The organism is Shewanella zhuhaiensis (genome assembly GCF_022484835.1).
Lineage (GTDB): Bacteria > Pseudomonadota > Gammaproteobacteria > Enterobacterales > Shewanellaceae > Shewanella > Shewanella khirikhana.
The window spans coordinates 1-22331 of the sequence record NZ_JAKUDL010000007.1 but is presented as its reverse complement, the minus strand read 5'-3'; the positions used below and the strand labels follow the sequence as shown (position 1 = coordinate 22331).

The 22331-nt window shown below is 53.5% G+C and carries 24 protein-coding genes and 1 pseudogene; 16 read left to right on the top strand and 9 right to left on the bottom strand.

All coding sequences use genetic code 11. The annotated features are described in order from the left end of the window. Positions 1–2: 2 nt before the first annotated feature. The 5 genes from gspJ (at position 3) to MJ923_RS16840 (ending at position 4258) form a co-directional block, all read left to right on the top strand. Positions 3–797 (top strand): type II secretion system minor pseudopilin GspJ, encoded by a 795-nt coding sequence (gspJ, locus tag MJ923_RS16860; protein ID WP_420854495.1) that lies wholly within the window; start codon positions 3–5, stop codon positions 795–797. Then, positions 797–1771 (top strand): type II secretion system minor pseudopilin GspK, encoded by a 975-nt coding sequence (gspK, locus tag MJ923_RS16855; protein ID WP_240592084.1) that lies wholly within the window; start codon positions 797–799, stop codon positions 1769–1771. The genes gspJ and gspK overlap by 1 nt, the downstream gene beginning before the upstream one ends. A 44-nt stretch (positions 1772–1815) precedes the next feature. Continuing rightward, entirely contained in the window at positions 1816–3006 is a 1191-nt protein-coding gene (gspL, locus tag MJ923_RS16850; protein ID WP_240592222.1) for a type II secretion system protein GspL, read from the top strand. A gap of 1 nt (position 3007) precedes the next feature. Further along, positions 3008–3484 (top strand): type II secretion system protein M, encoded by a 477-nt coding sequence (locus MJ923_RS16845; protein ID WP_240592083.1) that lies wholly within the window; start codon positions 3008–3010, stop codon positions 3482–3484. A gap of 63 nt (positions 3485–3547) precedes the next feature. Continuing rightward, the gene (locus tag MJ923_RS16840; protein ID WP_240592221.1) at positions 3548–4258 is read left to right on the top strand and encodes a type II secretion system protein N; all 711 of its coding nucleotides are present in this window, start codon (positions 3548–3550) and stop codon (positions 4256–4258) included. Positions 4259–4326: 68 nt separating this feature from the next. Here the strand turns inward: MJ923_RS16840 and MJ923_RS16835 are convergent, their stop codons facing one another. Together MJ923_RS16835 and yrfG are read right to left on the bottom strand one after the other, a co-directional pair. After that, on the bottom strand, positions 4327–5088 hold the full coding sequence (locus tag MJ923_RS16835) for a hypothetical protein (protein ID WP_240592082.1): 762 nt from the start codon (positions 5086–5088) through the stop codon (positions 4327–4329). 58 nt (positions 5089–5146) lie between these two features. Next, a complete protein-coding gene (yrfG, locus tag MJ923_RS16830) occupies positions 5147–5815 on the bottom strand; it encodes a GMP/IMP nucleotidase (RefSeq protein ID WP_240592081.1) in 669 nt (222 codons plus the stop codon). An 85-nt stretch (positions 5816–5900) separates the two neighbouring features. Between yrfG and nudE the strand changes: the two genes are divergently transcribed. From nudE to MJ923_RS16805, 5 genes are all read left to right on the top strand, one after another. Then, the gene (gene nudE / locus MJ923_RS16825) at positions 5901–6452 is read left to right on the top strand and encodes an ADP compounds hydrolase NudE (protein ID WP_240592080.1); all 552 of its coding nucleotides are present in this window, start codon (positions 5901–5903) and stop codon (positions 6450–6452) included. A 45-nt stretch (positions 6453–6497) separates the two neighbouring features. After that, positions 6498–7310 (top strand): 3'(2'),5'-bisphosphate nucleotidase CysQ, encoded by an 813-nt coding sequence (gene cysQ / locus MJ923_RS16820; protein ID WP_126169055.1) that lies wholly within the window; start codon positions 6498–6500, stop codon positions 7308–7310. Next, a complete protein-coding gene (locus tag MJ923_RS16815; protein WP_240592079.1) occupies positions 7303–7743 on the top strand; it encodes a GNAT family N-acetyltransferase in 441 nt (146 codons plus the stop codon). The genes cysQ and MJ923_RS16815 overlap by 8 nt, the downstream gene beginning before the upstream one ends. 339 nt (positions 7744–8082) lie before the next feature. After that, positions 8083–8706 carry a TetR/AcrR family transcriptional regulator gene (locus MJ923_RS16810; RefSeq protein WP_240592078.1) on the top strand — a complete coding sequence of 208 codons (624 nt, stop codon included), beginning with the start codon at positions 8083–8085 and terminating at the stop codon, positions 8704–8706. Beyond that, on the top strand, positions 8703–10565 hold the full coding sequence (locus MJ923_RS16805) for an MFS transporter (RefSeq protein WP_240592077.1): 1863 nt from the start codon (positions 8703–8705) through the stop codon (positions 10563–10565). Before MJ923_RS16810 ends, MJ923_RS16805 begins: the two co-directional genes overlap by 4 nt. A gap of 38 nt (positions 10566–10603) precedes the next feature. On the opposite strand, the gene MJ923_RS16800 is transcribed toward MJ923_RS16805, so the two are convergent. Then, positions 10604–11134, bottom strand: coding sequence for an HPP family protein (locus tag MJ923_RS16800; protein ID WP_240592076.1), 531 nt, complete (start codon positions 11132–11134; stop codon positions 10604–10606). 86 nt (positions 11135–11220) lie between these two features. Between MJ923_RS16800 and MJ923_RS16795 the strand changes: the two genes are divergently transcribed. The 4 genes and pseudogenes from MJ923_RS16795 to MJ923_RS16780 all read left to right on the top strand — a co-directional run bounded on the left by MJ923_RS16795 (position 11221) and on the right by MJ923_RS16780 (position 15035). After that, positions 11221–11811 (top strand): TetR/AcrR family transcriptional regulator, encoded by a 591-nt coding sequence (locus MJ923_RS16795; RefSeq protein ID WP_240592075.1) that lies wholly within the window; start codon positions 11221–11223, stop codon positions 11809–11811. A gap of 51 nt (positions 11812–11862) precedes the next feature. Continuing rightward, positions 11863–12120 (top strand): annotated as a pseudogene (locus MJ923_RS20900) (MFS transporter); the annotation flags it as partial. 76 nt (positions 12121–12196) lie between these two features. Continuing rightward, entirely contained in the window at positions 12197–13510 is a 1314-nt protein-coding gene (locus MJ923_RS16785; RefSeq protein WP_240592073.1) for a hypothetical protein, read from the top strand. A 202-nt stretch (positions 13511–13712) separates the two neighbouring features. Further along, the gene (locus tag MJ923_RS16780) at positions 13713–15035 is read left to right on the top strand and encodes a hypothetical protein (RefSeq protein ID WP_240592072.1); all 1323 of its coding nucleotides are present in this window, start codon (positions 13713–13715) and stop codon (positions 15033–15035) included. Positions 15036–15075: 40 nt separating this feature from the next. On the opposite strand, the gene mnmH is transcribed toward MJ923_RS16780, so the two are convergent. The 3 genes from mnmH to MJ923_RS16765 form a co-directional block, all read right to left on the bottom strand. After that, a complete protein-coding gene (gene mnmH, locus MJ923_RS16775; RefSeq protein ID WP_240592071.1) occupies positions 15076–16173 on the bottom strand; it encodes a tRNA 2-selenouridine(34) synthase MnmH in 1098 nt (365 codons plus the stop codon). Then, entirely contained in the window at positions 16170–17228 is a 1059-nt protein-coding gene (gene selD / locus MJ923_RS16770; protein WP_240592070.1) for a selenide, water dikinase SelD, read from the bottom strand. Before selD ends, mnmH begins: the two co-directional genes overlap by 4 nt. 98 nt (positions 17229–17326) lie before the next feature. Continuing rightward, entirely contained in the window at positions 17327–18433 is a 1107-nt protein-coding gene (locus MJ923_RS16765) for a fatty acid desaturase (RefSeq protein WP_240592069.1), read from the bottom strand. Positions 18434–18575: 142 nt separating this feature from the next. On the opposite strand from MJ923_RS16765, the gene fabR reads away from it, so the two are divergent. Continuing rightward, the gene (gene fabR, locus MJ923_RS16760; RefSeq protein WP_240592068.1) at positions 18576–19190 is read left to right on the top strand and encodes an HTH-type transcriptional repressor FabR; all 615 of its coding nucleotides are present in this window, start codon (positions 18576–18578) and stop codon (positions 19188–19190) included. Between the two features lie 93 nt (positions 19191–19283). Here fabR and trmA read toward each other — a convergent pair whose 3' ends face one another. Further along, entirely contained in the window at positions 19284–20387 is a 1104-nt protein-coding gene (trmA, locus tag MJ923_RS16755; protein ID WP_240592067.1) for a tRNA (uridine(54)-C5)-methyltransferase TrmA, read from the bottom strand. Positions 20388–20520: 133 nt separating this feature from the next. Between trmA and murI the strand changes: the two genes are divergently transcribed. After that, complete coding sequence (gene murI / locus MJ923_RS16750) at positions 20521–21309, top strand: glutamate racemase (protein WP_240592066.1); 789 nt, start codon at positions 20521–20523, stop codon at positions 21307–21309. A gap of 40 nt (positions 21310–21349) precedes the next feature. Here murI and MJ923_RS16745 read toward each other — a convergent pair whose 3' ends face one another. Together MJ923_RS16745 and MJ923_RS16740 are read right to left on the bottom strand one after the other, a co-directional pair. Continuing rightward, positions 21350–21808 (bottom strand): RNA recognition motif domain-containing protein, encoded by a 459-nt coding sequence (locus MJ923_RS16745; RefSeq protein ID WP_126169067.1) that lies wholly within the window; start codon positions 21806–21808, stop codon positions 21350–21352. 217 nt (positions 21809–22025) lie between these two features. Beyond that, positions 22026–22331 (bottom strand): hypothetical protein (locus tag MJ923_RS16740; protein WP_240592065.1); only part of this gene is annotated, 306 nt, incomplete at its 5' end.

The following is a 22331-nucleotide window of genomic DNA, read 5'->3' as shown; positions in this document are numbered from 1 at the left end:
GCATGCCGGGGAGCAAAACGGCGTGCACTCGGGGTTTCACCCTGATTGAGATGCTGCTGGCGATAGCCATTTTTGCCCTGCTGGGCTTGGCGGCCAACGCCGTGCTCGGCACAGTGCTGAAAAACGATGAAGTGACTCAGGATTTCAGTGCCCGGCTGCGGTATCTGCAGCAGGGCTTCGGTGCCATAGAGCGCGACCTTGGCCAGATGGTGGCGCGAACGCCACGTCTGCTGGAAGGTGGCCGCGGCAGCACAGTGCTGCAAACCGGTACCGATATGCTGGACAGTGAAAGTGAAGCCCTGGTGTTCTTTCGCATTGGCTGGCTCAACCCCGATGGCAAATTGCCCCGAGGCAGTGTGCAGTCGGTGGCCTATGTGGTCATAGAGGGTAAGCTGGAGCGCTGGTATTACCCTTATCCGGAGCCCGAGTTCGGCGCCGAGCCGGTGAAGGATGTGCTGTTTGATAAGGTACTTGGGGTCGAATATGCCTTCTTCGTTGGCGACAAGTGGGAGCGCAAGATAGACGCCACTGCTTTGCCCGCTGCTATCGCCATGGAAATCGAGCTGGAAGGCTTTGGCAAAATTCAGCGCAAGTTCCTGTTGTCCAAGGGTGCTGCCGCCAAGTCTGATGATGAGTCCGGGAAAGATGATGACTCCGGCAACGGCAATGACAACGGTAACGGAACTGGAACCGGAAACGGCTCGGGCAATGGTTCGGGTAATGGCTCAGGAGACGGCTCCGGCAACGGCGACGAAAAAGAAGATGAGAACGGCCGCAATAACGGGAGGGAATACTGATGCGTAAACAGCGCGGTGTTGCCCTTATCGTGGTGCTGCTTATCGTTGTCATAGTTACCGTGATTGCCAGCAACGTGGCTGCCCGCAACCAGATCAGTATGCGCCGTACGCTCAATCTTGCGCAGTACGATCAGGGTTATTGGTATGCTCTGTCGGCGGAGGAACTGGCACGTAAGGTCTTGAAACAGGATCTGGACGACAGTGAAGGCAAGGTACACCTGCAACAATACTGGGCACTGGCAAATGTGGTGTTTCCGGTCGAAGGCGGTGAAATAGCAGGTAAAATCAGCGATATGCGTGCCTGCTTCAATATTAATGCGCTGTCGGTGGCCTCAAAGGATGTTGAAAACGGGCAGCCGCAGCTGCCTCTGGCGGCCAAACAATTCAAGGCGCTGCTGGTGGCGCTGGGGATGGATGATTTTGGCGCCGAGCGTCTGACCCATACCCTGAAGGATTATCTGGATGAAGATACCATCACCAGCCCCTTTGGTGCCGAGGATGCCGAATATGAGTCCCGCCCCGTGCCTTACCGGGCGGCCAACACCCTGATGAATCACAAGAGTGAGCTCAGGGCGGTGATTGGTTTTACCGAAGATGTGTATCGCAAGCTGTCGCCCTATGTGTGTGCCATTCCCGGGAACGACCGCCAGCTGCTGAACATCAACACCCTCAAGGTGGAACAGGCGGCTATTTTGGTGGGAATGCTGGATGGGCAAATCAGCGTGGGTGAGGCCGAGAGTCTTATCAACCAGCGGCCATCCGACGGCTTCGATAACATTGACGATTTTTGGCAGCTGACCAGTGCCAAAGCCGACGACAAGATTAAATCCAGCATAGTGCTGGACAGTAAGTTCTTCCTGTTGGAAGCAGCGTCCAAACTGGATGACAGGGTGTTCCGGCTCGACAGCGTGCTGGCCCGCACCGGTGGCAACCAGATGGACACCCTGACCCGCCAGTACGGCGGTCAGCAGTAAAAAGAATAACAATACAGCCTCCCTGTGGAGGCCGGAGAATGACAGTGAGTGAAAGGCTATTTATCCGACTGGGCGCCAAGGCTCAGGACAGCTGTGCCTGGCTGATTTGGTCAGAGCAGGAGCAGGAGATCATTGCCTCGGGAGAACTGCCCGGGGCAGATTCCCTCGCCACCCTGACCGAGCGAGCGGGCAACAGGCCCGTGGATATTCTGGTGCCCGCCAGCAGCATGACCCTGACCGAAATTCACCTGCCCGAAAAAGGTCAGCGGCAGGCGCTCAAGGCCTTGCCGTTTATGCTGGAAGAGAACCTCGCCGACGATGTAGATGATATGCACTTTGTGGTGGGCGGCCGTGAAGGTGAGCGTTTGGCGGTGGCCGCAGTGGCCCACGAGCAGATGCAAACCTGGCTTGGCTGGCTGCAGGAAGCTGGACTCAAGGCCCGCAAACTGGTTCCTGATTGCCTGGCGTTGCCGTTGGATAGCTGTGAATGGGCCGCCATGCTGATGGGGCAGGAGCTATTGGTACGCACCGGTAAAGGTACGGGTCACAACCTGCCTCAGGACTGGCTGCCAGTGGCCTTGCCTATGCTGCTGGATAAGCAGGACATAGCGCCGACCGTGGCCACTTACAACGACATCAATCTGCCCGGCGCCGAAGTAAAGCTGCAAACGCTGGATCTGCCTATGCTGGTGTTGGCCCGTGGCATCCTGCATGCGCCGATGAACCTGCTGACAGGTGTTTACAAACCCAAGCGTGAACTCAGTAAGCATTTGCTGCAGTGGAAAAGTGCCGCCATTGTGGTGGCCGTGGCACTGCTGCTGGCGCTGGTCGACAAGGGCTTGACCATCTATCAGGTAGGCCAGCAGGCCGATAGCCTCAAGGCCGAAAGTGAAGCCATTTATCGTCAGGTGATGCCGGGCTCCAACCGCATTGTGAACCTGCGATCACAGCTCGACAGCGAGCTTAAGAAGCTCTCCGGCAGTGGCAGCGGCACGGAATTCTTTGCCATGCTGCAAAGCCTGAAAACCTCTTTCGCGGCGGTGCCTGAACTTAAGCCCAACAGCCTGAGATTCGACAGCGCCCGCAATGAAATCCGTATGCAGGTCAGTGCGACTAACTACGCCCAAATCGAGAAGTTCAAAGAACTGGTGGCCAAGGATTTTGAGCTGGATGCCGGCGCCATGAACTCGAGCGATGAAGCCGTGACCAGTACCCTGACCCTGAGGAGCCGCTAACATGGAAAAGCTGAAAGCCTGGTGGGAAAGTCTGGCCACCCGTGAACAGCAAATTGTGGCCGTTGGCGGCGTGATCTTGCTGATTGCCGTGTTCTATTGGGGCATTTGGACCCCCATCGCCAATGCCGAAGCCGACGCTGTTAATCGCCTCAAGGCGCAGCAGCAGACGCTGGCCTATGTCAAAGAGACCGCCAACAAGCTTGCCGGCCTGCGCCAAAGCGGCAGCCGTCCGACCATGCAGGGCAGTATCACCAATGTGGTTAACCAGACCGCCGGTCGTTATGGTCTCACCATCACCCGGATGCAGCCACAGGGCAATAAAATCCAGCTGTGGATGGACGATGTACCCTTCGATGCATTGCTGGGTTACCTTGGCGATCTGGTACAGCAAAAAGGCCTGTCGCTTGAGCTGCTGGATGTGGGCGAAACCGATACGCCCGGCATGGTAAAGGTTCGTCGTATTCAATTGGCCCAATAAGGGCAAAGGGTTAACCGCGTGTTGAAGAAGATTTTAATTGGCATTCTGCTGTATCTGGTGTTCATGATAGCCTTGCTGCCCGCCTCTGTGGTGGTGGCGCTCGCTCCCATGCCAAAAGGCGTGAATGTGGGTGGCGTCAGCGGCACCCTGTGGCAGGGGCAGGCGCAAACGGTACAGATTAATGAGCGTCAACTCGAGCAGGTGCGTTGGGATATACAGGCGCTCAAGTTGCTGACCGGCGCTGTGGTGGCCGATGTGCAGGTAGGCGGTCGCAGCTCGGCGCTGCAAATGAAAGGCGAACTGGGCTGGTCTCTCTCAGGTGCCAGGGTTGCCAATCTGAAGCTCGATACCGGCCACGGCTTTTTGCTGGGTAACACCAAGCTGCCCTTTGGTGCCAAGGTAGAAGGGGATGTCAGCCTGATGCTGGCGGAGTTCCAGCAGGGTAAGCCCTGGTGCGATGCCTTAAGCGGCAAGCTGTTTCTCCAATACGCCAATCTTAAAAACCAATTCGGTGAGTATCCCCTTGGCAATATTGAACTGAACCTGAGTTGCGATGCAGGTCAGGTGCAGCTAGTAGCCATGGAAGATAAAAACCAGTTGGGGCTTGCTGGCACCGTGGTGCTGGCCGATGAAGGCAAACTGGTGGTACAGGCCAAAATCCGCGAAACCGAGTTCCAGACCGCCGATATGAAAAAGGCACTGGCGTTCCTTGGCCGTAAAGATGCCGAAGGTTACTACCCCATCGTCTGGCAGGGGCGGGTCCCAGGGCTCTGAGCAAACAATAAAAAAGGCGCCTAAGGCGCCTTTTTTATTTGTAATTAGGGATAGCATAGCTTCTCAAGCTAACGACTCATTCCTGCCAAGGTCGTTATACCGTTGTCCGCTTTAAAAGCCAAATAACGGTATCGACCGGGAGTGCTGGTAGATACAAATATTGCGTTTAGATTTGACCCCCTAAATAAGTCATTCTTCAAAGACTTCCACTCTTCCTCTGATTGAAAGTGCACATCCACCGAGCAGATAGTGTTGGAGCACATAGGGTTATCCATGCTGATGTTCGGCATGTCATTGCCTATCATCCCGCTGAGATTGGTGTTTATCAGGTCTTCATTAGCCAGGGCCTGTTCACCACGCTCTGCAGAAGAGATCCAATCGGTAAAAATCTCATAATTATCGGCACTGAGCAGTATTGCTACAGCTTCAGATTTTACCGAGCCTCCAGCAGCCAACAGCAGCGTCTGAAAATCGGTGGCGCTGCTGAGCTCGCAGTAGTCTTCAGTAACGGCCGCCTGGCAAATCTCAGCTCTGGTGGCTGTCCGATACTGCTCAACTAATTCGGCTCTTAGTTCGTTAGGGGTCTTGGCAACACTGTCGATTGGTGAGGTTTCCAGTTCGTCAGTGTATTTTTGTTGTGAAGTGTCTGCCTCAAAAGGTGGGTAATCGACATTCTGTTGAGTTTGCGCGCCTGTATCTGGCTGAGAAACTAGAGTCTTGGGTGCTATTTCTGTTTCCTCAGGCGGATAAGCGCTTTCGCTGGAAAACAAAAATGCGCCAATGCTCAAACCCACAGCCAACGCGATGATCATCCCTATTAGGTTTTTCATATGATTTCCTTATCTGTGAGAATCTTAAACTAACTTCCGGATTGTATTGTGGCAAGGTTCAATCGGCGCGGGCCAAATCATTCAGCAGCAGGCGATAGTCGTGGATGGCCGGAAAGTCGTGGAAGACTTTATTGGGCTGCTGGCTGTCGGGATTGCTGATCCCAAGCTGGTATTTCACGCCCGCTGTTTTGGCTGCATTTAAAATGGCTTCACTGTCGTCGATAAATAGGCAGCGTTTGGGGTCAAGCTCGAAGTGGGCGAACACGGCTTGCCAGAACAGTGGCGACTCCTTGGGATAGCCGGTCTGATGGCTTGAGAGAATATCGTCGAGGCCAGCGGCAAGCTCGGTGTGTTCGAGTTTCAGCGCCAGGCTGTTTGGGTGCGCGTTGGTCAGCAGAATGCGGCGCTTGCCAGCATCGGCCAGGGCCTGCAGGAAGGGCATGCTGTCTTGTCTTAGTTTGATTCTGTCTACCAGGGTGCGGTGCAGCGCCATAATATCCAGCCCGAGGCGTGACTCCCAGTAATCGAGGCAATACCACTCGAGGGTTCCGGCAACACTGTCGTAGGCCTCTCGTACCAGTTCTTTTGCTGCTTCGTTACTGATGCCACGGGTGCGGCTTAAGGTGCCGGGCACCAGCGACAGCCAGAAGTGGTTGTCGAAATGCAGGTCAAGCAGGGTGCCGTCCATGTCCAGCAAGACGGTGTCTATTGCGTCCCAGGGAAACATACGAAAATTCCATTGGTAGAATAAATGCGGGATAGTAAGATTGTATCTCAAGAAGATTCAGGGATTTCAACTATCAGGGGCGAGCATGGCTGAGCGGCGCCAAAAGCCGGAGATTCTGCATACCGAGACTGTTGCCAAGAGCCGACTGTTTCAGATTGAGCAGGTACATCTGCGTTTTTCCAATCAGGTTGAGCGATTTTACGAGCGCATGAAGGGCTCGAATCGCGGCGCTGTAATGGTTGTGCCCGTGCTGGGCGACAAGCTGTTATTGGCGCGGGAATATGCCGCCGGCACCGACAACTACGAGCTGGGCTTTCCAAAAGGTCTGGTTGACCCCGGCGAAGCCCCCATCGATGCTGCCAATCGAGAATTGCAGGAAGAAATCGGTTTCGGGGCCCATCAGCTGACTTTGCTGAAAGAACTCAGCCTGGCGCCCGGTTATTTCTCCAGTAAGATGCAGATTTTTCTCGCCGAAGACCTGTATGAGAGCCGTCTTGAAGGCGATGAACCCGAGCCCATTGAAGTTGTGCCCTGGCCGCTGGAAAAGTGGCAGGCGCTGCTCGAATTGAGTGATTTCTCTGAATCCCGTAGCGTCAGTGCTTTGTTTTTGACGCAGAAGCATCTAAACCTTAAATAGACGTGTCCCGGGCCAGTACAGGCTGAGCCCCAATCTGGAGTGGTTATGAAGCCAGAGCAGCTTGTCGATGAGGCAATTGCCATTGCGACCCGTGCCGGAAACCGGATCCGCGAGATCTATCTGGCCGGGGATTTTGAGCGGGTGGTGAAATCTGACAATACCCCGGTTACCTCGGCGGATTTGGCCGCCAACCAGATTATCCTCGACGGCCTTAAGGCACTTACTCCCCATATCCCCATTCTGTCTGAAGAAGCGGCCGATATTCCCTTGTCTGAACGCGCCGACTGGCCCTGTTATTGGCTGGTTGACCCGCTTGATGGCACCGGCGAGTTTATTGCCGGCAGCGGCGATTTCTCGGTGATTATTGCTCTGGTGGAACACAACCGTCCTGTGATGGGCGTGGTCTACGTACCCATGACCGGCGTTTGCTATTACGCGGTGGCGGGGCTTGGCGCCTACAAGCGCAGCGGCGGCATGGAAGTGCGCATTACCAGTCGGCAAATCGATGGCGCGTCTGAGCCATCACTCAGGCTGGCTGTGAGCCGTCGTCAGGATCCCCAATCGGTACTGAAACTCTTTCATCAACCACGCCACTGTGAACTGGTGGTGATGGGCGGCGCTGCGCTCAAGAGTTGTCTGGTGGCCGAGGGCAGGGCGGATTGCTATGTGCGGGTTGGTCCCACCGGCGAGTGGGATACCGGCGCGGCGCAGATCATTATCGAAGAAGCCGGTGGCCAGCTGATGGATATCGAGCTGCAACCCCTGAGCTACAACGAGCGCGATACTTTCGAAAATCCCAACTTCATCGTGGTTGGCTCGCCCAATCTCGAATGGGACAAGATCCTTATCGGTGAATAACATTTTGCAAATCAAACCCCTTGATGCCAGCAACTGGCGGCTTGCCCATGGCGTTGAGCAGGCCTGTTTTGGCGACCATTGCTACCCTGATTTCTTTTTCCGCCAAGCCATCGATGCCTGGCCAACCGGTTTGGTGGGCGCCTTCGTCGATGATGAGCTGATTGGTTATGTGCTTTGTACCCCAGAGCAAGAGCGTGACACCGGCTGGATCCTTTCTGTAGCCGTGCTCGCCAGCCAGCGAGGCGTTGGCGCCGGTAAGGCCTTGATGCAGCATTGTCTTCAGCAAGGTTACCGCCAGTTAAAGCTGACTGTTGCACCGGATAACCCGGCGCTTGGTCTGTATCAAAAACTGGGGTTTAGCGAGACAGCCCTCGAGCAGGACTATTTCGGCCCGGGCGAGCACAGGTTGCTGATGTGCTGGCATGGTGCCTGACTAGGCAACTCGAAACGGTACAGTGACGAGCGAGTGTGGTTTCATACCAGCAAGGCGCCGGGTCAGCGATGCTCAGGTGAGCCACACTCAGTTCACTCATACTCAGGTAACTCATATTCAGGTCACTCAGACCTCTCACACTCAGGTCGCTCACACTTGGCGTTCCTGATACCTGAGTAAACTCGTGCACAGGGAACTATAGGCCCGCAACCTTAACCCTTCCTTCTGTCTTTTCTGAATGCTTGCTTAACGAACGGTGTTTTTAATTATTGTGAACATTGTTTTTTATTTTATGCCCTGTTAGCTTGGAGCTAATTTAAGCAGTGGCCCGGAGCGGCAATGGCACGAAGACAAGACCACAGTCACGATGAAATCCGCCTTATGGCCATCGAAGCCGTAGAAGCGCTGTTACAGCAACAGCCTCTATCGGCGCTCAGCCTGCGGCGGGTGGCGGCATCCATAGGCTATGCTCCCAGCACCCTTATCAAAGTATTCGGCAATTTTCATTACTTGCTGCTTGCCGTGGCGGCGAGGCAGCTGGCGCTGCTGGAGGCGAGTTTTGCGACTGCCACAAAGACACTTGCGCCAGCTGAAGCGCTTAACGCCATGGTGAACGCCTACGGCGAGCTTGCTGCGGCCAGTCAAAGCCTGTTTTCGCTTATCTTTGAGCTGCGGATGCCCGATGAGGCACCCTTGCCCGAGGCGCACTCGGCACTGATTGAGCGTGTACTGTCCCACCCCGAGGCCTGCGTGTCGGCGTTGTTTCCGTCGTTATCAGCAGAGCTTGCACGCAGCCAAACCCGGCTGCTGTGGGCGGCAATACATGGCTTAGTCATATTATCGCTGCAGGATAAGTTATTTCTTGCTAATCAATCTCTTTCAAAATTGCTAATTGTTCAGCTTGAGAATCAAATCAATGCCATTGAGGCATTAACCAATCACCACAGGGAGGTGAACCCATGATCCTGAGCCGCCGCTTTTTGCCCTACTTTTTGACTCAGTGTCTGGGGGCCCTCAACGACAACATTTACAAAAATGTGCTGCTGCTTCTGGTGGCTTACAGCCAGGTCGACAGGCTTCCCATGGATCCCAATCTGTTTGTGAACCTGGCCGCCGGGGTATTTATTTTGCCGTTTTTCCTGTTTTCGGCCCATGCGGGCGGAGTTGCCGACAACATGGACAAGGCAAAACTTATCCGCCGTTTGAAGCTGCTTGAGCTGGTGATTATGTCCTGTGCGGCGGTGGCCCTGGTGAGCGAACACTACCTTGCGATGCTGTTACTGCTGTTTTTAACCGGCAGTCAGTCGGCCTACTTTGGCCCGGTAAAATATTCGTTGTTGCCGCAGGCGCTGAAAGAAGACGAGTTGGTCAGCGGAAACGCCTGGGTCGAAATGGGTACTTTCTTATCGATTCTGGTGGGCACCCTGAGCGCCGGGTTGCTGGTGGCCAATGATGGTGCCACCTGGTTTGCTGCCATTACGGTTGCCGTGCTGGCGCTGGCAGGGTACCTGAGTAGCCGTGCGATCCCGGCCTTGCCGCCTCAGGGTAAGGTGCACAAGGTGCCGTTTGCACCTTTGTCGGGTACTTGGCGCAGCATTCGCCGGGTAAGGCGCACTCCTTCCATCTGGATGGCAATTCTGGCCATCAGTTGGTTCTGGTTCCTCGGGGCCACTTATCTGACCCAGTTTCCCAACTTTGCCCGCGAGCATCTTCATGGTGATGCCACTGTGGTGTCTGTGCTGCTGGCACTGTTTTCTGTGGGCATTGCGGCGGGCTCATTCCTGTGTGAGCGCCTGTCTTTTGGCCGGGTTGAGTTGGGTGTGCTGCCCTTCGGCGTTGCCGGCCTTACTCTGTTTGGGGTGGACATGCTGTTTGCCCTGCCGGGTATTGCGGCGCCAGCCTCTCTGTACGGCGCGGCGGAATTTGTGCAGCTGAACCAACACTGGCGCTTGATGTTCGACCTCTTTATGGTGGGCATCAGCGGCGGGCTTTTCATTGTTCCCCTGTACGCCTTTATTCAAACCCGGGCCGCCAAGGGTGAGTGTGCCCGTGCCATCGCTGCCAACAACATAGTCAATTCACTCTTTATGGTGGTATCGGCACTGCTATCGATGTTGCTGCTTGGGGTGGTGGGAATGGGGATCCCTGAACTCTTCCTGCTGTTGGCGCTGATGAATGCCGTGGTGGCCTGGTATGTATACCGCCAGGTGCCGGAGTTTGCCCAGCGGTTTGCCAGTTATCTGCTGAGCCATTTGTTGTACCGGGTGAGTATCAAGGGGCGGGAGTTTATTCCCAAAGAAGGCGCGGCGCTGCTGGTGTCCAACCATGTGAGCTATGTCGATGCGCTGTTGCTGCTCGGAGCCTCCACCCGTCCGGTGCGCTTTGTGATGGACAAGAGCATCAGCGAAATGCCGCTGCTCAAATATCTGTTCCGCCACGCCGGAGTTATCCCCATCTGTTCGCCCAAGCAGTGCGAAGCGACCTACAACGCTGCTTTTGAACGTATTGACGAGGCGCTGATGGATGGGGAGCTGGTGTGCATTTTCCCAGAGGGCAGACTGTCACCCGATGGCAATCTCGGTGAATTCAGACCCGGGGTTGAGAAAATCCTCGCCCGACGTCCCGTGCCCGTGGTGCCCATGGCGCTGAAAGGTTTGTGGGGCTCATTCTTCAGTCACAAGGATGGCCATGCGCTCACCACCCGCCCCAAGCGTTTCTGGTCCAGGGTCGAGATTAAAATCGCCCCTGCTGTTGATGGCGCCACAACCGACCGTCATGCACTGCAGGCCAAGGTGGCCGAATTGCTTGATAAGCCGGAATGACCGGCAGTGCGCCTTAGGCTAAGCCTCACAGTGAAGGGTTATTCCTGTTTGCTGCGGCCAATGCCATGCCAATAGCTGGGCCAGTTTGCTTCTTCGGCAATGTTATTGATGACAGCAGCTGTCGCGACCAGAGCAACACTGCCCAGCAGCACAGGAGTGACGAGAAAATCCCAGCCGACCACCGCTTTACCTGCGAGGATTATCACCAGCGGATTTGCTCCTGCTGGTGGGTGCACAACGCGAAACAGCTGCATCATCATGATGGAGAGCCCCACCGCCAGTGCCATGACAGGCACTGAGTCGCCCAAAATATAAAGCGCTGCCAGCCCTATGCTGGCGGCGAGCAAGTGACCACCAATCACATTCCGTGGTTGAGCGAGTGGTGAGCCTGAGGCCGCAAACAGAAGCACGCAGGTGGCACCAAAGGGTGCCATCAGCCAAGGTGCGCTGGTGGTGTGGCCAATAACCCCCAATAGCAAGATGCCAAAAAATCCGCCGGCCAGGCCTTTAATCAATTGCTTTGTTGTTGCTTTGGCGGGGAGTGGGCCGCCGCCCCTAAGTTGTTTCATCGCGTTGTCCTTGTGCAAGAAGATTCAGCGTGAAGCTGGTGTGTACAGATCTGTACTTTCAAAAATAATACAGATCTGTACACTTGGTGCAACGGAAAATTTTCGATGGCGGAATCGTCAGGCCGATGAGTAAAAGAAAGCAGATCCTGGATGTAGCCGAGCGGTTGTTTAATGAGTTTGGTTATACCGCCGTGGGGGTTGACCTTATTCGTGACACGGCGCAGGTGTCAAAAACCTCAATGTACCGACATTTTGGCTCAAAAAATCAATTGATTGAGGCCGTGTTGGAGCGTCGCCACCAACGCTGGGAGGCATCGTTAAATGCCGCTCTGGAGGTGGCTGGCAGCACAGGACAGCCAGAGTCATCCAGGCTGGATGCGATACTCGATTGGCATTTTGACTGGTTTAAGCAACCCGACTTCAAAGGCTGTATGTTTATGCACGCGCTGGCGGAGTTTAAAAAGGTAGATGAGGCGATATCGGCCAAGGCGATACATCACAAAGCCTGGCTGAGAACTCTACTGAAGGAGGCGCTGAGTTCTGCTGCGCAGGATCAAGAGTTTCGGGTTGAGAGCCTGATGACCCTGATAGAGGGCATGATTGTCAGAATGGAATTTGGTGAGTTTAGCGATAGAGAAGTCTATCGCCGTGCGGCGCATCTCTTACTCCAAGCCTGATGGCGTTACCCCGGCCTGATCGCGTTACCCGGAGATACTGCTGTGCAGTAACTATTCCGCCATGTTGGCGTCATCCCTATTTGCTCCCCCAAACAGTGCGAAACGACCTATAACGCCGCCTTTGAGCGCATCGATGAGGCGCTGATGGATTGCGAGCTGGCGTGTATTTTCCCGGAGGGCAGGTTGTCGCCTGACGGCAATCTCGGTGAATTCAGACCCGAGGTTGAGATTAAAACTGCCCCTGCTGTTGATGGCGCAGCAACCGACGGTCTTGCACTGCAGGCCAAGGTGACTGAATTGCTTTTTTAACATCCTTAACAAAAGTTGTTGGAAACTTAAACAAATGCTCTAATAGCGCGGTAAAATAATAAGACTGGAGTGTGCTATGAAAAAGGAATTAACGTTAAGTATTTTAATGTTGGCACTGGTCGCCTGTGGTGGTGGGAGTGATGGTGGAACTGATAGCGGAGGCAATTCTAATGGCTCCCCGTCTGTGCCCAGTACACCAAAACTCAAGCTCAGCACAATTACCGCCGCACAGCAATGCGGACTGGAAGAAGCGCGTGCCGGCGTAACCGTAATCGCCCATCGTAATGATGGCACTATTCTTTCGCAAACAACATCTGATGCCAGCGGATTGGTCGAGATTGAATGGCCAACAGAGGCCAAACATCTCACTGTTGGTGATATCTCCGATTACTCTGACGAAATGACTTTGTACACCGATATGAATCTGCCGGCTGGGGATGCGGGTAAGTATTGGTTTTATGAAAGCTATATGGATGACCAGTGTAACTGTAAGACGGTCTACCTGGACTATGCTGGAATACAACAGTCTTATCCCGCGTATGATATTTACGTCAATGGCTTCCGGGTTCGCTCAACCAGTAATGTCTGGAATGAGCAGCTGTGTGAGGGTGGACGTCAAACGCTTCGGGTGACTCTTGCTCCCCAGATAGCGGGTAACCCGGCGTTTGCTCTTAAAAAAGCATTCAGTGAGCTGACTGATGAGCAGTACATAATACTGGAAGCAAGTAGTTTCAGCAGTGCCGATAATCAGTCAGAGCTGGTTACAGTGACCAGCAATCTGACCACTCCAAGACACTATGGCAGTGCCTTGGTCGATGGCACTCTGCGTGGACAGGGTTACTGGGCTGCACCTGACGCGCATTTTTTTCCAGCATTGTTTGACCGGCAACAGTTGACTGTATCTGAGAGCGAGCTGCTGGAAGAAACCGCAGAAGCGAGTTTGTATTATGGTAAGGGCCGCAGAATAGCCGTATCAGACTTTACTTCATCTCTGGATGTGAATGTCCCTCACAATCAGCAACTGGTGCTCAGTGAGTTTTATCGGATGCTGGAAGGGATGAACAACGCGACATCGGTAAACTATGACTTCTCTTCTTTCAGTGAAGGCAAGCAGGCGATGAATATATCACTCGTCGAATTTCTGGTGGTTAGTTGGAATGTGACCGGACCTTTATCTGGAACTCTGCCTGATTTTAAAATCCCTGACGCTTTTCAAGCCAAGCTGGATTCGCTGGATAAAGCAGACCTGTTTTTCAGGCTCTCTGGTTATGAGCCCGATTGGACTTATGCGGACTACACCAAGGCAATCGTGGAGCTACAAAAAGCGCAAACCTTCCCTGTCAATCTAGATGATTACATCTACGAAACCATCACTATAAGAGCCAAATAATCCACGGCAACTTGAAAGCCCTTGGCAGAGGGCTTTCGGTTGGTCCGGTTAGGCTCGTGGACCTGCAAAGTCGGAAAGCTCCTTGTTGATTGGATTGCTGGTCTGAATTGAGGTATTTCGCAATCAACACTGTCGAGCAACGGTAGTTGAAGCATTTATATAACTGCTCTGCTGGCGCGAAAAAATAAAACAGGAGTGCGCTATGAAAAAGGAATTAACGTTAAGTCTTCTGATGTTGGCACTGGCCGCTTGCGGTGGTGGGGGAGACGGTGAGTCACAAGGAAGTTCAGGTGGTAATTCAGGGGTAACCCCTCCGGCACCAAGGCTTTCAGGGGATTTTGTCAGACAAAGTACAAAGTGTGATGTGAGGTCCCCGGATACCTCTGCGAAGGTGGTGTTGCATAAAATAGATGGTTCTGTATTAGCCGTTTATCAGCCAGACGCACAAGGTCATATAGATATCTCCTTACCGGCTGATGCGGCCCATGTCAGCTTAATTAAGACATTTTTTGATTCTAGCCTGAATATTGAAACCAGCCTGGAATACAAAGGTGGGGATCTGGGTATTAACGTGAGTTACGATGATGCCTTGGATGATAGCTGTGAGTGCAAATCTGTCAGGGTTAATCCAACTCAGCTTGCCGACGCGTTTCCAGCACATCAGATATTCTTTGACTCAAAACACTATCTGGATAATACCCCCCTTACTGAAGAGAGTGTTTACAGCTTCTGTAAAGCACCGGATGCGCAATACCCCAGCGTAGATTTATGGGTTCATCCGACTGTAGCGAATGATACGGCCTACGGCACCTTATTAGATGTTAACCTGCTAGACGACGTGTTGGATTTAACCGAAGAGTTAGTCTCGGGAGATGAGAAGTTAGGGGTAGAAGTTAATCTGACCGCATCTACCGGCCACTTTGATGGGGCGAAGGTCTATGGGATGACTGGGGGCGGGCGCCGCCACAATATGTCTACCCCCGGTGCTTTGTATTTATTTCCCGGCGTTCTTACCCATAACTTTGTTCAGGGCAGCCACTTAGAATTTTTAGAACGTAGTGCCGAGGCAGACGTTGTATATTATAGTGCAAATCGTTTAAGAGTGGCAGATGCGAGTCAGCCACAGATATTGGCACTCGAAGATAATTCCCAGCAATTGCTGGCTGTAATTCAATCCTTCTTGCAGGGGTTTGAAAGTGAGTCGGCCGTTAATTACGATCTAAGCAACATAGGTAATTCCCGTTCCGCCTTCGTGGTTTATTTTTCAGGGCATAACATGTCCTGGACTATCAATGCTCCCGTAACAGGCACTTTTCCGGATTTAACCTTGCCAGATGAGATTTTGGCTAAAATCGAGGCCAGTGAGCCCTATGGGGTATTGTTTGAAAGTTTTGGTTACGGTCAGTCGGGCGGAGTGGATGAGCTTCGCAGACAGTGGGCCTTGGAAAGTCGAAGCGGAACCTCAATCAGGCCAACCTTTTTTGATAACTATACCTCTGAAATAATTGATGTCTCAATAAAGTAAAACTCAATAAAGCCCTCATCTGAGGGCTTTATATTTGGGTTTAGAGGCTGCTGAGGTAGTCGTGCATTTCGGCATGGGTGCCGGTGAAACGCACCCGGGCGGCTTTCTTGCCAAGCTGATAGTGGTACATAGGGTCGTAGTAGCTTTCCAGCAGCAGTGAAATCCAGGCGAGGTGGCCGCTGGTGTCATTGCGGCTTTGCTGGGTAGCCAAAGCCTGCTGCATCAGCTCGGTCACTTCGCTGTGCTGCTTGCCGCCGAGGCGCTTGTAAATGCCCTTAAGGCTGCCAAGCAGGAACTCGGTAAAGGCCGCGAATCCAGCTTCTTCTCCCAGACGTTCAACATAGCCGCTGTGCATCTTGTGCACATAGTCATCCAGCAGGCGTGGCAGGCGCTCTTCGAGGGTGGCGGTCAGCACCAGTACCGGCGCCTGCTGCATTTGCTCGAAGAATACGTTGGGAATGGCATTGCGGCCGATGAGGAAGCTTTCATCCTCCAGCAGCAGCCTGGATTGTTCACGTTCCTGATGGCGCATCAGTTCGATAGCAAGGCGGTTTTCGAAGTCAATCTGGCTTGGCTGGCCTTCGTGCTGACGGCCAAAGCTTGAGCCTCTGTGATTGGCAATACCTTCTAGGTCCACCGATTCGCTGCGCAGGCGGACAAAGTCGGTCTTACCGCTGCCGGTGATGCCGCTCAGGATCAGCATCTCGCGCTTACCCGGTGCAGCTTCTACTTCATCAATCAGGAATTGGCGCATGGCCTTGTAGCCGCCTTCGATAAAGGGAATATCGAGCCCGGCTTCTTTGAGCCAGCTTTGGGTAATACGCGACCGTAAGCCGCCGCGGAAGCAATACAGATACCCCTGCGGGTGCGCCTCAAAAAAAGCTTTCCAAGCCTCAACGCGGCTGGCTTTTACCTTGCCACAAACCAGCTGGTGGCCAAGCTCGATTGCTGCGTCCTGACCACGCTCCTTGTAGCAAGTGCCTACTTTTTGCCGCTCACTGTCGGTCATCAGCGGCAGGTTCACCGCGTTGGGAAAGGTACCCTTGTTAAACTCAATTGGCGCGCGCACATCCATGATGGGATGCCCGCTCAAAAAGATGTCCCGGTAGTGGCTGGCGGGGATGATATTTGCGCTCATGCCAAACCGCCGGATTTAAGCAGCAGCTTGCCTGGGCCTGCCTTCAGTTCGCCTATGCACACAGGTGCTATGCCTTGGCTGCTGAGTAGTTCGCACAGGGCAGCTTCGGCGTCCTTGCTCACGGCTACCAGCAGACCACCACTGGTTTGAGGGTCGCACAGCAGCGCCTTTTCGCGCTCGCTGACCATTGGCAGGTGCTCGCCATAGCTGTCGAAGTTTCTGTGGGTGCCGCCGGGGATGCAGCCCAGGTTCAGGTAATGTTCGGCGCGCTCGAGCAGTGGGACTGCATCGAGGTTAAGCTCAGCATCCACACCGGCACCCTGACACATCTCCAGTAGATGTCCGGCCAGGCCGAAACCGGTTACGTCTGTCATGGCACTCACGCCGGGCAGCATGGCGATGTTGGCACCGATTTTATTGAGGGTACACATGGCTTCGGGGGCTATGTGAGCATCGGCCTCTGCCAGCTTTTTCTGCTTCTGCGCCGTGGTAAGAATTCCAATACCTATGGGCTTGGTGAGGTACAGCTTGTCGCCGGCCTTGGCGGTGTTGTTTTGTTTCAGGCGCTCCAGCGGCAACTGACCGGTTACGGCCAGGCCAAAAATAGGCTCGGGAGCGTCGATACTGTGACCACCGGCCAGCATAATGCCAGCATCCATACAGGCCTGACGGCCGCCGTCTACAACCTGCTGAGCCACTTCGGCGGGCAGGGTGTTTACCGGCCAGCCCAGAATGGCAATGGCCATAATCGGGGTGCCGCCCATGGCGTAGATATCGCTGATGGCGTTGGTGGCGGCGATGCGGCCAAAGGTGAAAGGGTCATCCACGATCGGCATAAAAAAGTCGGTGGTGCTGATAATGCCGGTGGTGTCATTCAGTTTATAAACGGCGGCGTCATCCCGGCTGGCGTTGCCAACCAGCAGATTGGGGTCGACAAAGCTTGGCAGCTGCGACTCCAGAATGGTGCCCAGCACCTTGGGGGAAATTTTACAGCCGCAACCGGCGCCGTGGCTGTATTCGGTCAGTTTGATGGGATGAGTATCGCGAGATGACATACTTCGATTGCCTGCCTGAAAAGGATGGCAAACATGATAAACGGATACGGCCTCCATGCAAGGAGGCCGTATGTTTTCTTTGCGCTGCGCAGGCAGGATTAGCGGCAGGTGGCGGTCAGGCTGTTCCAGCTTTGCTGCTGCAACTTAAGCCGCGACTTAAGCTCGGCTACTTTGGGCAGCATGTCTTTCACACACAGGTGTGAGCGACGGGCATCCAACAGCTCCTTTTTGGCCTGGTAGTACGCCAGCAGTTGCTGTTTGAGGCGCTCATATTCCTGTTGCAGGGTTTCCAGCAGCTCTTCGGCGTCCTTGCGACCGGCGATGCGGTTTTGGCTGCGCTTGAGCTGCATTTGCAGTTTGGCACTTTCAATACGCTCTTCCGACACCTTACGCAGGTCGGTGGCCAAGCCGCACCAGGAGAGACCTTTGATAAGCCACTTGGTTGGGTCGTAGTCCCACCAGTGGATACCGTTGCGATAGTCGTTTTCAAAGATATGGTGGAAGTTGTGGTAACCCTCACCGTAGGTCAGAAACGCCAGCACCGGATTGTCGCGGGCGGTATTTTTATCGGTGTAAGGCTGCGAGCCCCAAATGTGGGCCAGCGAGTTGATAAAGAAGGTGCAGTGGTGCACAACCACCAGGCGGGCAAGACCTGCGAGCAGCAGCATTGACCACACATCGCCATTGAGCCAGCCAAGCAGTGCTGGCAGACCGATATTCATCAGTATGGTGAGTGCCAGATAATGCTTGTGTTGCCACATCACAATGGGGTCGTTCTGCAGATCCCGCACGTTGTTGTAATCGTGGTATCTGTGGGCCTGATACTCACGCAGCATCCATCCGATATGGCTGTACCAGAAACCCATGTTCGCTGAATAGGGGTCTTTATCGTTGTTGTCCACATGCTTGTGATGCACCCGATGGTCGGAAGACCAGTGCAGGGCACTGTTTTGCAACGCCAGTGCGCCGCCAAGGGCATAAAAGAAACGTACTACGGCGTTTGCCTTGTAGGTCTTGTGGGACCAAAGCCTGTGGTAGCCCGCGGTGATCGACAAACCGCTGTAAAAGGCCAGTACCACAAAGGCTGTCCATTCGGCGCCGTCAAAGCCGTGGGTGATCCCCCGCCAGGGAACAAGTGTTATTGCTGTGCCAAAGGTTAAAACAAACAGAGAGAGGTTGAGCCAGATGATGGGAGGTTTATTCATTATAGTGTCCAAAAATCGCTTTTAGCGTACATCTGTAAGCTAATTTAGTCGAGGGGCTTCACAAGGTCAAGAAAGGCGGGGCTGTGTTTTCAGGGCAAAAGCGTTATTATCCGGTGAATCAGTAAGATGAACGGATTAAGCCATGGGGATCAGAGCACAGCAGAAAGAGAAGACCCGTCGCGCCTTGGTAGATGCGGCCTTCAATCAGCTCAGTGCCGAGCGCAGTTTTTCCAGTTTGAGCCTCAGGGAAGTGGCCCGTGAAGCCAATATAGCTCCAACTTCTTTTTATCGTCATTTCAAAGACATGAACGAGCTTGGCCTGACCATGGTAGACGAAGGTGGTTTAACCCTGCGTCAGATGATGCGTAAAGGTCGTCAGCGCGCCGAAGCGGGTGGCAGTGTGATCCGTATTTCGGTTGATACCTTTATGGAAGTGCTGGACTCCAACCCCAACGTATTTCGCATTCTGTTGCATGAACGCTCAGGTACCTCGGCGCCGTTTCGTGCCGCCGTTGCCCGGGAGATCGAGCATTTCACCTCTGAACTTGCCCATTACACAGAAGAAAAGGCCGGACGCAGACCCGAGCTTGCCCGTGCTCAGGCTGAATCCATGGTGACTTTGGTGTTTAATGCCGGCGCTGCAGCGCTGGATATGAAGAAGTCGGAGCGTAAGGTTCTGGCTGACCAACTGGTGTTGCAGCTGCGGATGGTCGCCAAGGGTGCCGAGGTGTTGCAGCACAAGGCTGAAAACAAATAAGCCTTGATGCAATGAAAAACGGAGCCCAGTGGCTCCGTTTTTGTTTTCCGCGGCAGTGCCGTCAGACCTTGGCCGCAGCTTGGGTGTTCCTGCTTATGCCTGGCGGCGCTTCAGCATCACACCTGCTTCGGTGTGGTGGGTATAAGGGAACTGATCGAACAGCGCAAAACGGACTATGTCGTGGGTTTCGCTGAGTACCTTGAGGTTATCGTTCAGGGTCTCTGGGTTACAGGAGATATAGAGAATATTCTCATAGCCCTGCACCAACTTCACCGTGCCCTCATCCAGGCCTGCCCGCGGTGGGTCAACAAAGATGGTGTTGCACTGGTAGCTGTTGAGGTCGATATCACCCAGGCGGTTAAAGCGTTTTTCGCCTTTCATTGCCTCGGTAAAGTCCTCTGCCGACATGCGGATAATGTCGAGATTTTTCACGCCATTGATTTGAATGTTGTACTGAGCCGCTTCTACCGAGGGTTTGGCGAGTTCGGTGGCAAGCACCTTGCCGAAGTTCTCGGCCAGAGCAATGGAGAAGTTGCCGTTACCACAGTACAGCTCCAGCAAATCGCCTTCGCTGCCTTTGGTAGCATCGATGGCCCACTCAAGCATCTTCACGGCTACACCGGCGTTGGGCTGGGTGAAGCTGTTTTCAACTTGCTTGTAGTGCAGTGGTTTGCCGTTCACATTGAGGGTTTCCACCACAAAGTCGCGGTCGAGGCAAAACTTCTGCTTGCGGGCACGGCCGATGATATCGACCTTGAAACGGTTTGAGAGTCTGGCTTTCAACTCGCGGGCTTCGGCAAGCCACTGGTCATCGAGCTGACGATGGTAAAGCAGGCTCACAAGGATTTCGCCGCTTAAGGTAGACAGGAAGTCGACCTGGAACAGCTTATGACGCAGCGCCCGATTCGGTCTCAGTTCCTCCATCAGTGCCAGCATCATCTGGTTGATGAGTTCACTTGCCGGTAAAAACTGGTCGGTACGAACCTTTTCTTTGGCTACATTGTCGAACATGCAGTAAAACAGGTCATCACCATCGTGCCAGACCCGGAACTCGCTGCGCATGCGGTAGTTAGCAGGAGTCGAGGCAAACACCTCCAACGCCGGCGGATTATAGTGGGCAAACGCCTCGGTCAGAGCATGGCTCTTTTGTTCGAGCTGCTGCTCGTAGGCTTGGGGATCCATGACTTGTGGGTTCATCTGCTTTCTCGTCCGGCGTTAAAAAGGGCGCAAATTTTACCCCAGCGAGAGGGGATGTCCAGTTTTCTGGCTTTGCCCTTTATTTTAGGCTGTGGGAAAATTCGCGGGCATTCATCTTCTATCGGAGCCTCAGTTGCAAGGTCCAATTCTGGTTTTTGATTCGGGTATCGGTGGTTTATCGGTGCTGAACGAAATTCGTCGTACGTTGCCGGCGCGGGACTATTGCTACCTGTTCGATAACGCCCGCCTGCCCTACGGCGAGTTGAAAGAGGATGAACTCATCAGCGGTTGTGTGGCGTTGGTGGCGGAGGCGGCTTCGCAAATCAAGGCATCGCTGGTGGTCATTGCCTGCAATACTGCCAGTACCCTGGTGTTGCCTGCATTAAGGGCGGCACTTGCTATTCCGGTTGTGGGAGTAGTGCCAGCCATCAAGCCCGCCGCCCAGTCCAGTCAAAGTGGGATCATTGGGTTGATTGCCACACCGGGCACGGTTCGACGAAGCTACACTCACGATCTGGTGGCAAAGTTCGCCAGCCATTGTCAGGTACATATGTTTGGCAGTTCAGAGCTGGTGGTCATGGCAGAAGCGAAAATGGCCGGTCAGCCGGTGAATATGACCGACCTTAGCCAGATATTGGCCCCGGTGCGTGAAGCACAGGTCGATGTATTGGTGCTGGGATGTACCCACTTTCCGCTGCTTGCGGCTGAGTTTGCCCAAGTGCTGGGTGACGGAGTCATGCTGCTCGATTCGGGCAAAGCCATCGCCAGCCGAGTAGCGCATTTGCTGGAAGGTCAGGGCGAGCATGAATGCCAAAGCCCAAATAGCATGAAGGCGTGGTATACCACGCCTTCGATATCCGGCGGCTTAAGCGCCAGTTTACATGCATACGGCTTTACCGAAGTGCGCCGTTTTAAAAGCTGATCAAAACGTAGAATTGCCCCGATGACTCAAGGCAATTCAATCAATCGTCGGATTTCTCCGATTCATTATCCTGATTTTTCGCTTCTCTTACCTTCAGGGTACGTTCCTGGAAGGTGTAGTCATTTAATTTAGTCATGGCCTTTTGCGCGCCTGATTCGGCCATTTCTACAAAGCCGAAACCTTTGCGACGACCCGTCTTGCGGTCCCTGACCAATCGAACCGAATTAACCGGACCATACTCAGCAAATAAAGCCTTCACTTCGCCTTCGTGTACACGATAAGGCAGATTGCCAACATACAGGGTCATGGTTGGACCCTTATATTCGGTTTCGGTAGTGCCTGAAGGAGTACCAGAAGCCGGAACTACGGCAATAACACCCACAGCCAGAATCGCGCCCAGAATAAAAGCTAAATAGGCAGGCAAGGTGGGCAGAAACTGGAATATGACCAAGGCGCCAACGGCGGCAGCGACCAGCGCAATAAGAAATGATTTCTGCATATGCAAATTCACTCTGATGAAAATAAGGAAATGATAAAGAACTGTTAACAGCAGGTATATAGTAATGAATTATTTGGAATTAAACCAGATCGCTGTCGAAAAAATGAACGTTGGTTTAATGGTTCCTAAATCAGCTAAATATGCCTTTGAGTGCTATCTGTACAGTAAAGGTCAAATAGCGGCGGTAATTCACCCTTTTTGTCTGAATTAAAGCCAGTCAGAATAAAAGTGCGGTAAAAGAGCTTGTGCTTGCCGTCAGCCTCCCTATAATGCCGCCTCGTTCGCTGCTGATGACGACAGTCAAACAGTGCGAACAACGGCCTAAACAAAAATTAGGCAGTCGACCGAAAGAGCTAAAAAAGCACTTGACGTCAAAACGGGATGGCGTAGAATACGCAGCCCTGACCAGATGAAAGCCGGTCACGTTCTTTAAAAATTTATCAAGCAATCTGTGTGGATACTCGCAGGTTGATGAAGTCGACAAAACGATTTTATCAATGAAGGAGTTTTCATGCAGAGCATG

What these genes read in the sequence shown, in the direction of transcription:
- MJ923_RS16780 (WP_240592072.1), top strand. Translation starts at nt 13,713, where the DNA reads ATGAAAAAGGAATTAACGTTAAGTCTTCTGATGTTGGCACTGGCCGCT.
- yrfG (WP_240592081.1), bottom strand. Translation starts at nt 5,815, where the DNA reads ATGTTTCCCTGGGACGCAATAGACACCGTCTTGCTGGACATGGACGGC.
- MJ923_RS16845 (WP_240592083.1), top strand. Translation starts at nt 3,008, where the DNA reads ATGGAAAAGCTGAAAGCCTGGTGGGAAAGTCTGGCCACCCGTGAACAG.
- mnmH (WP_240592071.1), bottom strand. Translation starts at nt 16,173, where the DNA reads ATGAGCGCAAATATCATCCCCGCCAGCCACTACCGGGACATCTTTTTG.
- gspJ (WP_420854495.1), top strand. Translation starts at nt 3, where the DNA reads ATGCCGGGGAGCAAAACGGCGTGCACTCGGGGTTTCACCCTGATTGAG.
- MJ923_RS16805 (WP_240592077.1), top strand. Translation starts at nt 8,703, where the DNA reads ATGATCCTGAGCCGCCGCTTTTTGCCCTACTTTTTGACTCAGTGTCTG.
- MJ923_RS16765 (WP_240592069.1), bottom strand. Translation starts at nt 18,433, where the DNA reads ATGAATAAACCTCCCATCATCTGGCTCAACCTCTCTCTGTTTGTTTTA.
- trmA (WP_240592067.1), bottom strand. Translation starts at nt 20,387, where the DNA reads ATGAACCCACAAGTCATGGATCCCCAAGCCTACGAGCAGCAGCTCGAA.
- MJ923_RS16745 (WP_126169067.1), bottom strand. Translation starts at nt 21,808, where the DNA reads ATGCAGAAATCATTTCTTATTGCGCTGGTCGCTGCCGCCGTTGGCGCC.
- MJ923_RS16840 (WP_240592221.1), top strand. Translation starts at nt 3,548, where the DNA reads ATGATAGCCTTGCTGCCCGCCTCTGTGGTGGTGGCGCTCGCTCCCATG.
- gspK (WP_240592084.1), top strand. Translation starts at nt 797, where the DNA reads ATGCGTAAACAGCGCGGTGTTGCCCTTATCGTGGTGCTGCTTATCGTT.
- cysQ (WP_126169055.1), top strand. Translation starts at nt 6,498, where the DNA reads ATGAAGCCAGAGCAGCTTGTCGATGAGGCAATTGCCATTGCGACCCGT.
- fabR (WP_240592068.1), top strand. Translation starts at nt 18,576, where the DNA reads ATGGGGATCAGAGCACAGCAGAAAGAGAAGACCCGTCGCGCCTTGGTA.
- nudE (WP_240592080.1), top strand. Translation starts at nt 5,901, where the DNA reads ATGGCTGAGCGGCGCCAAAAGCCGGAGATTCTGCATACCGAGACTGTT.
- MJ923_RS16800 (WP_240592076.1), bottom strand. Translation starts at nt 11,134, where the DNA reads ATGAAACAACTTAGGGGCGGCGGCCCACTCCCCGCCAAAGCAACAACA.
- MJ923_RS16785 (WP_240592073.1), top strand. Translation starts at nt 12,197, where the DNA reads ATGAAAAAGGAATTAACGTTAAGTATTTTAATGTTGGCACTGGTCGCC.
- MJ923_RS16835 (WP_240592082.1), bottom strand. Translation starts at nt 5,088, where the DNA reads ATGAAAAACCTAATAGGGATGATCATCGCGTTGGCTGTGGGTTTGAGC.
- selD (WP_240592070.1), bottom strand. Translation starts at nt 17,228, where the DNA reads ATGTCATCTCGCGATACTCATCCCATCAAACTGACCGAATACAGCCAC.
- MJ923_RS16810 (WP_240592078.1), top strand. Translation starts at nt 8,083, where the DNA reads ATGGCACGAAGACAAGACCACAGTCACGATGAAATCCGCCTTATGGCC.